We start from the raw sequence: 12,340 nt of genomic DNA, 5'->3' as shown, positions 1-12,340 counted from the left end.
AGTGCCGACCCACCGTCGAGGTGGCGACGAGTCACGCTCGAACCAGCGCCGAGTCACCGTCGAAGCAGCGCCGAGTGAGCGGCACAGCACCTCGAGTCGGAGGTCCCTGGGCCGGCTGCTCGGGGGCGGGCTAGCCTCGAGCAGGTGACTCCCGAGGAGACCCGGCAGGTCCTGCACACCGCGGCGCGGGCCGAGGAGGCCGACGGCACCGCCCCGCTCGACGAGGCCACGCTCCTCGAGCTCCGCAACCGTCCCGAGGGGATCCGCGGGTGGGTGCAGCCGGAGGGTTTCGCCCTGCTCGTCGAGGACCAGGTGCACCTGTGCGTCGACCCGGAGCACCGCGGCAGCGGCGTCGGGGGCGGGCTGCTCAAGGCCCTGCTGGGTGACGTCTTCCCGCCCCGACCGCTCGAGGCGTGGTCGCACGCCGACCACCCGGCTGCGCGGGCGTTGGCGGCACGGCACGGGTTCGCAGCGGTCCGCGAGCTGTGGGTGATGCGCCGGCCCGCCACGCTCGAGCTCGAGCCGCTGGACGCGCCCGGCTCCGGCGTACCGGACGGGATCGAGGTCCGCGGCTTCCGTCCCGAGGACCCGGCCGAGACGGCCGAGCTGCTGGCGCTCAACGCCGCCGCCTTCGCCAGCCACCCCGAGCAGGGGCAGATGGACGAGGAGGCCTTCGCGGAGCGCTGTGCGGAGTCGTGGTTCCGGCCCGAGGGCCTGCTCGTGGCCATCGACCACCGACCCGGCTCCCCCACCGAGGGCCGGATGCTCGGCTTCCACTGGACCAAGGTCGCCGAGCGCGACACCGGCGAGGTGTACGTCGTCGCCATCTCCCCCGAGTTGCAGGGACTGGGCCTCGGGCGGCTGCTGACGCTCGCCGGCCTGCACCACCTGCACGCGCGCGGGGTGCGCGAGGTGATCCTCTACGTCGAGTCCGACAACGCCGCGGCAATCCGGGTGTACCGCGACAAGCTGGGGTTCACCCACGACCCCCGGGACACGCACGTGATGTACCGGCGGGGCTGAGCCGGAGGCGGACTGCGCGTCGGCTCAGGCCCACGTGTCGCTCACGCGGTCTCGACGACGCCCTCGCTGACGCTCGGGCTGCTCGACCACCTGCGCTGGCCGACCCTTGACGTCGGTCAGCCCTTGAGGTTCGGGCGCACGTGCAGGCCGACCTCGGGGTCGACGACGACCTCCTGCGTGGCGGGCATCCCGTCGACCTCGAGGGTCACCTCGAGCGGGACGTTGCGCTTGACCATCGCCAGGGCGATCGGGCCGAGCTCGTGGTGGCGGGCCGAGGAGCCCACGAACCCGACGGCCTTCGTCGAGCCGCCCCCACCCAGGAGCAGCTCGGCGCCGCGCGTGGGGAGGCGGTTCTCGGTGCCGTCGAGGTGCAGCAGGGTCAGCCGGCGCGGCGGCCGGCCGAGGGTGTGGACCCGCGCGACGGTCTCCTGCCCGCGGTAGCAGCCCTTGTCGAGGTGCACGGCCGGCCCGACCCAGCCGACCTCGTTGGGGATCGTCCGCTCGTCGGTGTCGACCAGGTGCCGCGGCTCGCCGCGCGCGATGCGCAGCGCCTCGAAGGCCCACATCCCGCAGGCGGGGCCGGCCGCATCGGCGTACGCCATGAGCTCGCCGCGCGGCACGAGGTCGTACGTCGGGCCGTCGCTGCGGCCGCGCCAGGCGACGGCCCAGTCGTCGGTGACGTCGGCGAGCTCGACGCGGGTCATGAAGACCATCCGCTGCAGGAACTCCAGCATCGACCCGGACGCGCCGGGCTCGGTGTGCGCCCAGAACGACTCCCCGTCGTCGTACCCGGTCATCGCGTGCTCGACGTGCCCCTGCGGCGACAGGATCAGCGCGCTGGTCCACTCCCGCGGCTGCAGCGCCAGGAAGTGCTGGGTGGTGAGCGAGTGCAGCCAGGTCAGCCGGTCGGGGCCGCTGATCCGCACCACGTCGCGGTGGGAGAGGTCGACGAAGCCGGCACCGGACTCCAGGGTGCGCTGCTCGGCGTTGAAGGAGCCGTAGTGCGCGGCGACCGGGGCGTCGACGCCGTCGCCGGCGACCGCGCCGGGGAGACTCAACAGTGGGCTGGGCAGTGGGGAGCGCACGTCAGCCCCGCTTGAGCCGCGCCCACAGGTGCGGCTGGAGGTCCTCGCCGACCGCCCCCATGTCGTAGGCGTAGAGCAGGTCGCCCTCGACGTTGCCGTAGAGCCGGTGCCCGGAGGTGACCTCCTTGGCGGTCTCGGTGTAGCCGACACCGGCGGTGCGCAGCTCGAGCTTGCCGTCGGCGGCCTCGCCGTACCAGATCTCGGAAAAGCCGATGTTGTGCGCGAGCACCATCTCGACCTTGCCGGGCTCGGGGCAGCGCAGGAAGCCGGTCTCCTGGGCGGCGTCGCGCACCTTCTCGCCGTTCTCGTCGATCACCCAGGACCGCGCGAAGTAGTGGAAGAAGGGGCGACCGTCCTGCTGGAAGACGATCTCCTGGCCGTACTGAAACGGCTCGATCGTCGGGTAGTCGCCGTGGCCGTTGCCGATCCAGCTGCCGAGCAGCCAGGCGACGGGACCACAGTTCGGGTGCAGGTTGGGGGGGAGCTCGAACGCCACCCCTCCACCGTACGCGGGCGGCGCGCCCGCCGACCTAGGGTGGGGGACGTGACCCGGACACTCGTGGTGAAGGTGACCTGCGCGGAGGACGCGCCCGAGCGGGCGAGCCAGGCGTTCACGGTGGCGGCCTCGGCCGCGGCGGCGGGCGCCCAGGTGTCGCTGTGGCTGACCGGCGAGGCGTCCTGGTGGGCGGTCCCCGGCCGCGGCGCCGACCTCGGGCTCGAGCACGCGACCCCGGTCGAGGACCTGTTGGGCGTGGTCCTCGCCACCGGCACCGTCACCCTGTGCACCCAGTGCGCCGCTCGGCGCGGGATCGGTGAGGCCGACGTGCGCGAGGGCGTGCGGGTCGCGGGGGCCGCGACCTTCGCCGAGGAGGTCCTCGCCGAGGGGGCGCAGGCGCTCGTCTACTAGCCGTTCGGGCGGGGAGGTTCGTCACAACGCAGACCGAACGGGCCCTGCGGCGCGCCCGCTCCGCGGGGACCGCTGGCTGGCCGACGTGTTCGGTCTGTCTTTCGACGAGCGGTTTCCGTCCCCCGTGAGAGGGCTGCACCTGAGTAGGCTGCTGCCCGCGATGACCTCCCCCGACGTGCCGCCGACCGACTCCCCCACTGGCGGGGAAGCCGGCCGCCGTTGGCTGCGCCGCAAGGACACCGGCCCGACGGTCGAGGAGCTCGAGGCCCGGGTGGCCGAGCAGACCGCGGCCGCGGAGCGGTTCGCGGCGCTGCGGGCCGCGGCCGAGAAGGCGGCCTCCGAGCAGGCCGCCGTCCGGATCATCGCCGAGGAGCAGGCCGCCGAGGCACTGCAGGGTCGTAGCGAGTCCGACGCCCGGCTGGCCGAGGCCGAGGACCGGCTCGCCGAGGCGCTCGCCGCCCGGGAGTCTGCGGAGACGGCGCTGGCCGAGGCGCTGGCCGCGCGGGAGGCGGCGGAGTCCGCGCTGACCGAGGCGTACGCCGCGCGCGAGGCCGCCGAGACCCTCGCCGTGGACGCCCAGGAGCTCGCGGCCGAGCAGGCGCGTCGTCGCGCGGCCGCGGACACCAGCGCCGCGGCGGCGGCCAATGCCCGCGAGGCCGCCGAGGTGCTGGCCGCGGAGGCGGCCACCGCCGCCGAGGAGGCGCACGCTGCACGGACGGCTGCCGAGGAGGCCGCCCGGGCCCGCACCGAGGAGGCGGAGGCTGCGCAGCAGGCGCGTACCGCCGCCGAGGAGGCGACCCGCGCCCACGCGGAGGCCGCCACCCACGCCCACTCCGACCGTGAGAACGCCGAGCACGACGCGCGCACCGCACTCGAGGCCGCCACCGCCGCGCACGCTGCCCGGGAGACCGCCGAGCAGGCGGCTGCCGCCGCCGCCGAGGCCCGCGCCGAGGCCGACCGGGTCGCCGCCGAGCACGCCGAGGCCCGCGCCGCCGCCGAGGAGGCCGCGGCTGCCGCGGTCGTCACGGCCACCGAGGCGCACCGCGCCCGCACCGAGGCCGAGCAGGCCGCCGCGGTCGCCGCGAGCACCGCCACCGAGGCCCAGGCCGCCCGGGAGGCGGCCGAGGAGGCGGCGCGGCTGGTCGGCGAGTTCGCCGAGCTGGCCCAGGCCGATCGGCGTGAGGCCGAGCAGTCCGCGAGCACCGCCCAGGAGACCGCTGCCGCCGCGCACGCCGCCCGCGAGGCCGCCGAGCAGGCCGCCGCCGCCTCCGCCGAGGCACGTGCCGAGGCCGACCGGGTCGCCGCCGAGCACGCCGAGGCCCGCGCCGCCGCCGAGGAGGCCGCCCGGGTGGCGGTCGAGGAGGCCCGCGCTGCCACCACCGCCGCCGAGGAGCGGGTGCACGCTGCGCTCGCCACCGGTGAGGAGCAGTCACGACTGGCGATGGAGGCCTCCGACGCCCGTGCCCTGGCCGCGGCCGAGGAGGCGCGGGCCGCCACCGTCGCGGCCGAGGAACGGGTGCAGGCTGCGCTGGCCGCCGCCGAGGAGCAGTCCCGCGCGGCCCTGGCGGCAGCGGAGGAACAGGCCCGGACCGCCCTCGCCGAGGCGCAGGCGACCTCCGTGGCCGCCGAGGAGCGTGCCCGCGTGCTCGCCGAGGAGGCCGAGGAGCGAGCCCGTGCGGCGATGGCGGAGGCCGAGGCGGCCAGGCTCGCCGCCGAGCAGGCCGTCACCGAGCAGACCCAGGTGGCGCTGGCCGCGCACACCGCTCGCAGCGAGGCCGAGGAGGCGGCGCGTGCCGCCGCCCTGCACGCCGGGGAGGCCCAGGCGCTGCGCGAGCAGGCCGAGCAGGCGGCCCGGGTCGCCGCGGAGGAGGCCGCACAGGCGACCGCCACCCAGGCCGCAGCCGTGGCCGAGGCCCACGCGGCCACGCTCGCTGCCGAGGAGGCCCTACGGGTCGCCCTCGAGGGCCGCACCGCCGCCGAGGCGCTCGCCGCCGAGCAGACCCGGCTCGCGGAGGAGGCCGTCGCCGCCCGGACCGCCGCCGAGCAGGCCGTCGCCGAGGCCCTGGAGGCTCGCGCCGTCGCCGAGGCCGACGCCCAGGAGCACGCCCGACTGGCTGCGGAGGCGGTCGCCGAGCGCGAGGCTGCGGAGCGTCGTACCCAGGAGGTGCTGGCGGGGCTCGCGGAGCAGGTCGCCGCCCGCGAGGCCGCCGAGGCGAAGCTGGTGGAGGCGATCACCGCCCGTGCGGACGCCGAGGAGGCCGCCAGCCAGCGTGGCATCGACCGGCAGTCGGTCGAGGCGTCCGTGCGCCACCAGGCCGAGATCGCCGAGGCCGAGATCGCGGCCCGGCTCGAGGCCGAGCGGCGCGCCACCGAGCTCGCCGTCGCGCTCGCCGAGGCGCGCGAGGAGCTGCTCGAGGGGACGGGGAGGCACAAGCGGTTCTCCCTCGGCGCGACCACGGGGTCGATCCCGCGGATCACTGCTGAGCTGGCGTCGGACCCCCCGACGTCGGTTCCGGCGTCGGCCCCGGTGTCCCACCCGGCCGCCGCCACGTCAGCGTCAGCACCAGCGTCCGGGGCTGCTTCCGCCGTCGCGCCTGCGCCCGCCCCGACCGGTCCGGTCGCCGTGGCCGCTCCCCCGCACCGGGTGCCCCTGGTCGCGGGCGGCTTGGCCGTCGTCGCCGCCCTGGCCGGCGGCGGGTTGCTCGCGGCCGGTCTGGGAGGAGCGCGGGTGGGCGGCGGCCTGCTGCTGCTCACGCTGCTGCTGCTGTTCGTGGCGGCCCGCTCCCGGCGTACGACGGCGCACGTCATGATCGACGACCACGGCGTCGTCGACATCCGCTCCGGGGAGACCCACCACCGCTTCGACGTCTACGACACCGGCACCGACCTCGAGGTCGTGGGCGAGCCGGGGCAGCGCGGCTGGCAGGTGCGGTTCCTGCGCCGGGCTCTGCCGCCGGTGGTGGTCGATGCCTCCATGGTCGAGCCCGAGGCGTTCCTGCGGGAGTTGCGCCGGTGGCGCCCGGGGCTCTGAGGCGGGTCGCGGGGTAGTCCGCATCATTATTGATACTCAGCGCGCGCCGAGCATCAATATCGATTCGGAGTACCCCGGTCGGCCCCCGGACTCAGTGCAGCCCGGCCCGGACCGCCTCGACGACCTCGGCCACGGCGGCAGGCGCCGAGCGGCCGGCGCCGGTGACGTTGAAGAACCCGTGGATGGCGTCCTCGAAGCGGCGCATCGTCACGGGCACGCCGGCCTTCTCCAGCAACCGCGCGTAGTGCTCGCCCTCGTCGCGCAGCGGGTCGAAGCCGGCGGTGCAGAGGTAGGCGGGGGCCAGGCCCTCGGGGAGGTCGGCGTACGCCGGGGACAGCCGCGGGTCGCGCAGGTCGGTGCCGGGCCCGACGTAGGCCTCGTTGGCGCGGTCCATGTAGGCCTTCGAGAGGTAGAAGCCCTCGCGGAACAGGTGCAGCGACCGGTTGTCCGGGTCCTCGTCACGGGCGCTGTCGGTGGCCGGGTAGACCAGCAGCTGCAGGCGGCACGGCAGCCCGGTGCGCGCGGCGTGGATGGCGGTCGCGGCGGCGAGGTTGCCGCCCGCGGAGTCGCCACCGACACCGATCCGGTCGGGGTCCGCACCGAGCTCGCGCGCGTGATCGCAGGCCCAGTGGTACGCCGCCTCCGCGTCGTCGTGCGCCGCGGGGAACGGGTGCTCCGGGGCGAGCCGGTAGTCCACCGCGAGCACCCGCACCCGGGCACGCTCGGCCAGGACGCGGCACGGTGCGTCGTGGGTGTCGAGGTCGCCGACGTAGAACCCGCCGCCGTGGAAGAAGACCAGCAGCGGCTCGCCACCGGCACTGGAGGTCGGCACGTAGAGCCGCGCCGGCATGCCGGCCGCGGTCAGGTCGCGGACCTCGCCGATCGGCTGGTCGCCGCCGGCCATCCCCGCCTCGTGCCGGGTCGCGACCCGGGCCTCTTCCAGCGGCAGGGACTCCGCGGGAGGGATCCGGGCGACCTTCTTCAGCCGCAGCAGCAGCTGGGTGTCAGTGGCCAGCTGCTGGCCGTCGAGCACGACCGGTGCACCTGCCAGGCGGCGCTGGACCGGCTCGGGCAGGCCGAGGGTGGTGACGAGGAGGCGACGCTCGACGGCGTCGCGGACTCGGGCGAGGGCGCTCACGTCCGGGACAGTAGCCCGCCGTCGTACGCCGTGGGACGGGTCTCGTGGGGCGGCGTCCGTCGCGGGTGGACCCCGTCGGGTGACACCCGCCGTTCACCGAGCGGTGGGAGACTCGGGCCATGTCCGCCGAGATCGTCCCGACCCGCGAGGAGAGCAATCCCGACGGCGCGCCCGAGGAGTCGTTCGACGTCGAGCCGCCCTACGTGGCCGACCACGAGGCGCTGGCCGAGGTCGAGGAGTTCGAGGACCGGTTCCTGGACCGCGAGGTCTCGTGGCTGCGGTTCAACCAGCGGGTGCTGGAGCTGGCCGAGGACCCGGGCCTCCCGCTGCTGGACCGGGTGCGGTTCCTGGCGATCTTCACCAGCAACCTCGACGAGTTCTTCATGGTGCGGGTGGCCGGTCTGAAGCGGCGGATCGCTGCCGGGGTCGCGGTGAAGGCTGCGAGCGGCCTGATGCCGCGGGAGGTGCTGGAGCAGATCCTCACCACCACCGGTGAGCTCAGCCAGCGCCACGCCCGGCTCTTCCGCGACGAGATCGTGCCCGCGCTGAAGGCCGAGGACATCGAGATCGTGCGGTGGACCGACCTGGACCGCGACGAGCAGAAGCAGTGCAAGCGGATGTTCAAGGAGCGGATCTTCCCGGTCCTCACCCCGCTGGCCGTCGACCCCGCGCACCCCTTCCCCTACATCTCGGGGCTCTCGCTCAACCTCGCGGTGCTGCTGAAGAACCCCAAGACCGAGAAGCAGCACTTCGCCCGCGTGAAGGTGCCGCCGATCTTCAGCCGGTTCGTCGCGCTCGGCGGCCACCGGTTCGTGCCGCTCGAGGACGTCATCGCCGAGCACCTCAACCGGCTCTTCCCCGGCATGGAGATCCTCCAGGTGCACTCCTTCCGCGTCACCCGCAACGAGGACCTCGAGGTCGAGGAGGACGACGCCGAGAACCTGCTCGCCGCGCTGGAGAAGGAGCTGCTGCGCCGCCGCTTCGGCCCGCCGGTGCGCCTGGAGGTCGAGGAGCACATCGACGCCGCGGTGCTCGAGCTGCTGGTCAGCGAGCTCGGGGTCAGCGACGAGGAGGTCTACCGCCTCCCCGGCCCGCTGGACCTGCGCGGGCTGCACTCGATCGCCGACATCGGTCGCGAGGAGCTGAAGTACCCCGCGTTCGTCCCCACCACCCACCACCGCCTCGCCGAGGTCGAGTCGTCCGCGCCGGTCGACGTCTTCAAGGCGGCCCGCCGCCACGACGTGCTGCTGCACCACCCCTACGACTCCTTCGCCACCTCGGTGCAGCGCTTCATCGAGCAGGCTGCCGCCGACCCGCACGTGCTGGCGATCAAGCAGACCCTCTACCGCACCTCCGGCGACTCCCCGATCATCGACGCCCTCATCGACGCCGCCGAGGCCGGCAAGCAGGTGCTGGTGATCGTCGAGATCAAGGCCCGCTTCGACGAGCAGGCCAACATCCGCTGGGCGCGCAAGCTGGAGCAGGCCGGCTGCCACGTCGTGTACGGCGTGGTGGGGCTCAAGACCCACTGCAAGCTCGCCATGGTGGTCCGCGACGAGGGCGCCTACCAGGGCGGGATCCGCCGCTACGCCCACATCGGCACCGGCAACTACAACCCCAAGACCTCCCGGATGTACGAGGACCTCGGCCTCATCACCACCGACGAGCGGGTCACCGAGGACGTCGCCCACCTCTTCAACAACCTCTCCGGCTGGTCGCGCAACGCCTCGTACGCCGAGCTCCTGGTCGCCCCCGACTCGGTGCGTTCCGGGCTGGTCGAGGCCGTCCACGAGGAGATCGCCCACCACCGAGCAGGGCGGCCCGCGCGGATCCGGCTCAAGGCCAACTCCGTCGTCGACGAGACCGTCATCGACGCCCTCTACCTCGCCTCGCGCGAGGGCGTGCCGGTCGAGCTGCTGGTCCGCGGCATCTGCGCCCTGCGCCCGGGGGTGCCCGGGCTCTCGGAGAACATCCGGGTCCGTTCGATCCTCGGGCGCTTCCTCGAGCACAGCCGGATCTTCTGGTTCGAGAACGGCGGGGAGCCGCAAGCGTGGATCGGCTCGGCCGACATGATGCACCGCAACCTGGACCGACGCGTCGAGGTGCTGGTGCGGCTGCCCGCGACCGAGTCGGTCGCCGAGGTCGGCGAGCTGCTCGACCTGGCCTTCGACGACCGGACCAGCGCCTGGGTCCTCGACCCGGACGGCACCTGGCACCGCAACGCCGGCGAGGTGCACCTGCAGGAGGAGCTGATCGAGCGGCAGCGGCGGCGGCGTACCGGCTCCTGAGGGGCCCGGCGCCGACGTCCGGACCCCTGTGATCCACCTCCCGGACGCCTGACTTTCACGCGACGGTCACCTGGGCCCTAGTCTGTCGGGCGGTCCTGTCGTCCGAGCTGAAGAGGTCCCCCGTGGGTCTGCGCTTCCGACCAGTCGAGCACGCCTTCTACGACATGTTCTCCGAGTCCGCCGCGCACCTGGTCACAGGTGCCGGTCTGCTGGCGGAGATGTTCACCGTCGGCGCGGACCACGAGAGCGTGGCCCAGCGGATGCGCGACGCCGAGCACGCCGCCGACGAGACGACGCACGACATCGTCAAGAAGGTGAACTCGACCTTCATCACGCCCTTCGACCGCGAGGACATCTACGCGCTGGCCTCCGGCCTCGACGACGTGATGGACATGATGGACGAGGTCGTCGACATGGTCCTGCTCTACGAGGTCAAGACCATGCCCGAGGCGCTGTCGGGGCAGGTCGAGCTGATCCATCGCTGCGCCGAGATCACCGCCGAGGCGATGCCGCGGCTGCGGTCGATGAGCGAGCTCTCGGAGTACTGGATCGAGATCAACCGGCTCGAGAACGCCGGCGACAAGAACCACCGCCGCATCCTGGCCGACCTGTTCTCCGGTGAGTACAAGGCGATGGAGGTCCTCAAGCTCAAGGACATCACCGAGACCCTCGAGAGCGCGATCGACGCCTTCGAGCGGGTCGCGAACACGGTCGAGCAGATCGCCGTCAAGGAGTCCTGAGCGTGGAGCTGGCGATCATCGTCGCCGTCGTCGTCGTCGCTCTCGTCTTCGACTACACCAACGGCTTCCACGACGCCGCCAACGCGATCGCGACCTCGGTCTCGACGCGCGCCCTGACGCCCCGGGTGGCGCTGGCCATGGCGGCCATCATGAACTTCATCGGCGCCTTCCTCGGGCAGAAAGTCGCCACCACGGTCTCGGACACCATCGACCCCGGGACGGGGTCGCACGCCCTGGTGATCGTGCTCGCCGGCCTGGTGGGCGCCATCGCGTGGAACCTCATCACGTGGTGGTTCGGCCTGCCGTCCTCCTCCTCCCACGCCCTCATCGGCGGTCTCGTGGGGGCAGCGGTCGCGGCCGGCGCCACCGCCAACTGGGACGTCGTGGTCTCCAAGGTCGTCATCCCCATGCTGCTCTCGCCGCTGGTCGCCTTCTCCCTCGGCTTCGGGGTGATGCTCGCGATCATGTGGGGGTTCCGACGCTCGCACCCGGCCAAGGCGCAGCGCGGCTTCAAGCTCGCCCAGACCGTGTCGGCCGCCGCGATGGCGCTGGGTCACGGCCTCCAGGACGCCCAGAAGACGATGGGCGTGATCTTCCTGGCGCTGCTGGCCGGCAACTACGTCCAGCCCGGCGACCCGCTGCCGTTCTGGGTGATCTTCTCCGCCGCAGCCGCCATCTCGCTCGGCACCTGGGCCGGCGGCTGGCGGATCATGCGGACCCTCGGTCGTCGCATCATCCACCTCGACCCCGCGCGCGGGTTCGCCTCGGAGTCGGTGGCCGCGTCGGTGCTCTACACCACGGCGTACGTCTTCGAGGCGCCGATCTCCACCACCCACACCATCACCTCCGCCGTCATGGGCGCGGGCGCGACCAAGCGCTTCTCCGCCGTGCGGTGGGGTGTCGCCCGCTCGATCGTCGCTGCCTGGGTCCTCACCTTCCCCATGGCCGGCGGGATGGCGGCGTTGACGTATCTCGCGTGTCGGTATGTGTTCCAGCTGCCGTGATGGCGGGGGCCGGCGTTGGGGGTAGTCCGAATCAGATCTGATGCACTGCGCGCGCTGAGGATCAGATCTGATTCGGAGTAGCCCGGCTCCGGCATGACGGATCCTGGCAGACCCCGACGTCACGCGGCCCGACTCATCTGGCGATGGGCCAGCAGCGCCCGCCGCTGGTGCGGAGTGAGCGCGCGTCGCTGTTCGACGGTGTTGGTGGGGACCCAGTCCTTCGGCGGCTCGAGCGTCCACTGACGGACGTCGGCGGGCTGACGTGCGGCGCGGGCGTACGCCGAGCGCAGCCGGATGAGGAACCTGGTCGGGTCCTCGCCAGCGACGCGCTCGACGTACTCCAGGCCCAGATCACGCATCAACGTCTCCCTGGCGATGTCCCGACGACGTTGGTCACGCTCGAAGTGGTGGGGACCCTGGTGCTCGCCGACCACCCCCACGACCGGGTCCAGCAGGTCGGTCGTGAACAGAAAGCGGCCGTGGAGGTCGAAGACGGGGACGTTGCACAGCACGGGACCCAGCCCGCCGATGCGCGTCCAGAGCCACCGCATCGCGACCTCGGCCGGTGACCATGCATTTTCGTCGGCCAGCGCCACTGCGTCGCGTACCTGCTGGATCCCGGTCCATCCCTTGTTCGCCTCGAGCCACGCGGTCACCTCAGCGACGGAGACGAGGTCGTTGTAGCAGGCCATGTCGAGGTGCGTGAGCGCGGACAGCAGCGTCGGGGCGTGGCGCATCTCGAAGAGGACCGACCTCACAGCAGTCGTGATCCTCAGGTCATCGACGGTCACCAGCTCCGCCGGCGTGAGGCGCTCCTTGGTGTGCACGACGCCGGGCGTGCTGCTGCGGCACGCTCCCAGCATGGTGACGGGAACAGGTAGGGGTGCACCGTCAGCCGCCGCGCCCTCGAACCAGCGCCCGCCGAGCCAGCGGAGGGCAGCCCATCCCGTCACACCACCGTCCGCCGGTGCACGGTACGACGCCTCGACGATGCGCTGCTCCACCGTGGCTGGCCCGCCGGCTGGCCTGAACCAACCCGGCGCGACGGCCCGCCACCTCCCGCTGCGCACCTGCCCCCTGGTCGGCCCGTCGCGGCCGAGAGGGTCGATACGGAGGGCCTTCTC

The 12,340-nt window shown here is 73.4% G+C and carries 10 protein-coding genes; 6 read left to right on the top strand and 4 right to left on the bottom strand.

Annotated features, from left to right (window positions below):
* Window positions 1-144 precede the first annotated feature (144 nt).
* Window positions 145-1,023, top strand: coding sequence for a mycothiol synthase (gene mshD / locus ACYVID_RS05015; RefSeq protein WP_460735022.1), 879 nt, complete (start codon window positions 145-147; stop codon window positions 1,021-1,023).
* Window positions 1,024-1,139: 116 nt separating this feature from the next.
* Here mshD and ygfZ read toward each other — a convergent pair whose 3' ends face one another.
* Window positions 1,140-2,108 carry a CAF17-like 4Fe-4S cluster assembly/insertion protein YgfZ gene (ygfZ, locus tag ACYVID_RS05010; protein WP_460735020.1) on the bottom strand — a complete coding sequence of 323 codons (969 nt, stop codon included), beginning with the start codon at window positions 2,106-2,108 and terminating at the stop codon, window positions 1,140-1,142.
* A 1-nt stretch (window position 2,109) separates the two neighbouring features.
* A complete protein-coding gene (locus ACYVID_RS05005) occupies window positions 2,110-2,604 on the bottom strand; it encodes a heme-binding beta-barrel domain-containing protein (RefSeq protein ID WP_300642647.1) in 495 nt (164 codons plus the stop codon).
* A 48-nt stretch (window positions 2,605-2,652) separates the two neighbouring features.
* Here ACYVID_RS05005 and ACYVID_RS05000 point away from each other — a divergent pair, with 48 nt between their 5' ends.
* Both ACYVID_RS05000 and ACYVID_RS04995 read left to right on the top strand, forming a co-directional pair.
* Window positions 2,653-3,015 (top strand): DsrE family protein, encoded by a 363-nt coding sequence (locus ACYVID_RS05000; RefSeq protein WP_300642645.1) that lies wholly within the window; start codon window positions 2,653-2,655, stop codon window positions 3,013-3,015.
* A gap of 160 nt (window positions 3,016-3,175) precedes the next feature.
* Window positions 3,176-6,046 carry a coiled-coil domain-containing protein gene (locus tag ACYVID_RS04995; protein WP_460735017.1) on the top strand — a complete coding sequence of 957 codons (2,871 nt, stop codon included), beginning with the start codon at window positions 3,176-3,178 and terminating at the stop codon, window positions 6,044-6,046.
* A gap of 91 nt (window positions 6,047-6,137) precedes the next feature.
* Here the strand turns inward: ACYVID_RS04995 and ACYVID_RS04990 are convergent, their stop codons facing one another.
* Window positions 6,138-7,184, bottom strand: coding sequence for an alpha/beta hydrolase (locus tag ACYVID_RS04990; RefSeq protein ID WP_460735015.1), 1,047 nt, complete (start codon window positions 7,182-7,184; stop codon window positions 6,138-6,140).
* Between the two features lie 119 nt (window positions 7,185-7,303).
* On the opposite strand from ACYVID_RS04990, the gene ACYVID_RS04985 reads away from it, so the two are divergent.
* The 3 genes from ACYVID_RS04985 to ACYVID_RS04975 all read left to right on the top strand — a co-directional run bounded on the left by ACYVID_RS04985 (window position 7,304) and on the right by ACYVID_RS04975 (window position 11,216).
* Window positions 7,304-9,472, top strand: a complete 2,169-nt coding sequence (locus ACYVID_RS04985; protein WP_460735013.1) for an RNA degradosome polyphosphate kinase — start codon at window positions 7,304-7,306, stop codon at window positions 9,470-9,472.
* 122 nt (window positions 9,473-9,594) lie between these two features.
* Window positions 9,595-10,212, top strand: a complete 618-nt coding sequence (locus ACYVID_RS04980; RefSeq protein ID WP_460735011.1) for a DUF47 domain-containing protein — start codon at window positions 9,595-9,597, stop codon at window positions 10,210-10,212.
* Between the two features lie 2 nt (window positions 10,213-10,214).
* Complete coding sequence (locus tag ACYVID_RS04975) at window positions 10,215-11,216, top strand: inorganic phosphate transporter (RefSeq protein ID WP_460735008.1); 1,002 nt, start codon at window positions 10,215-10,217, stop codon at window positions 11,214-11,216.
* Between the two features lie 119 nt (window positions 11,217-11,335).
* Here ACYVID_RS04975 and ACYVID_RS04970 read toward each other — a convergent pair whose 3' ends face one another.
* Window positions 11,336-12,079: a hypothetical protein gene (locus tag ACYVID_RS04970; RefSeq protein WP_460735006.1), complete on the bottom strand. Its 744-nt coding sequence runs from the start codon at window positions 12,077-12,079 to the stop codon at window positions 11,336-11,338.
* Window positions 12,080-12,340 lie beyond the last annotated feature (261 nt).

Source organism: Nocardioides ginkgobilobae, from assembly GCF_054781275.1.
This window is presented reverse-complemented; position numbering and strand designations above follow the sequence as displayed.

What these genes read in the sequence shown, in the direction of transcription:
- ACYVID_RS04995 (WP_460735017.1), top strand. Translation starts at nt 3,176, where the DNA reads ATGACCTCCCCCGACGTGCCGCCGACCGACTCCCCCACTGGCGGGGAA.
- ACYVID_RS04985 (WP_460735013.1), top strand. Translation starts at nt 7,304, where the DNA reads ATGTCCGCCGAGATCGTCCCGACCCGCGAGGAGAGCAATCCCGACGGC.
- ACYVID_RS04970 (WP_460735006.1), bottom strand. Translation starts at nt 12,079, where the DNA reads ATGCTGGGAGCGTGCCGCAGCAGCACGCCCGGCGTCGTGCACACCAAG.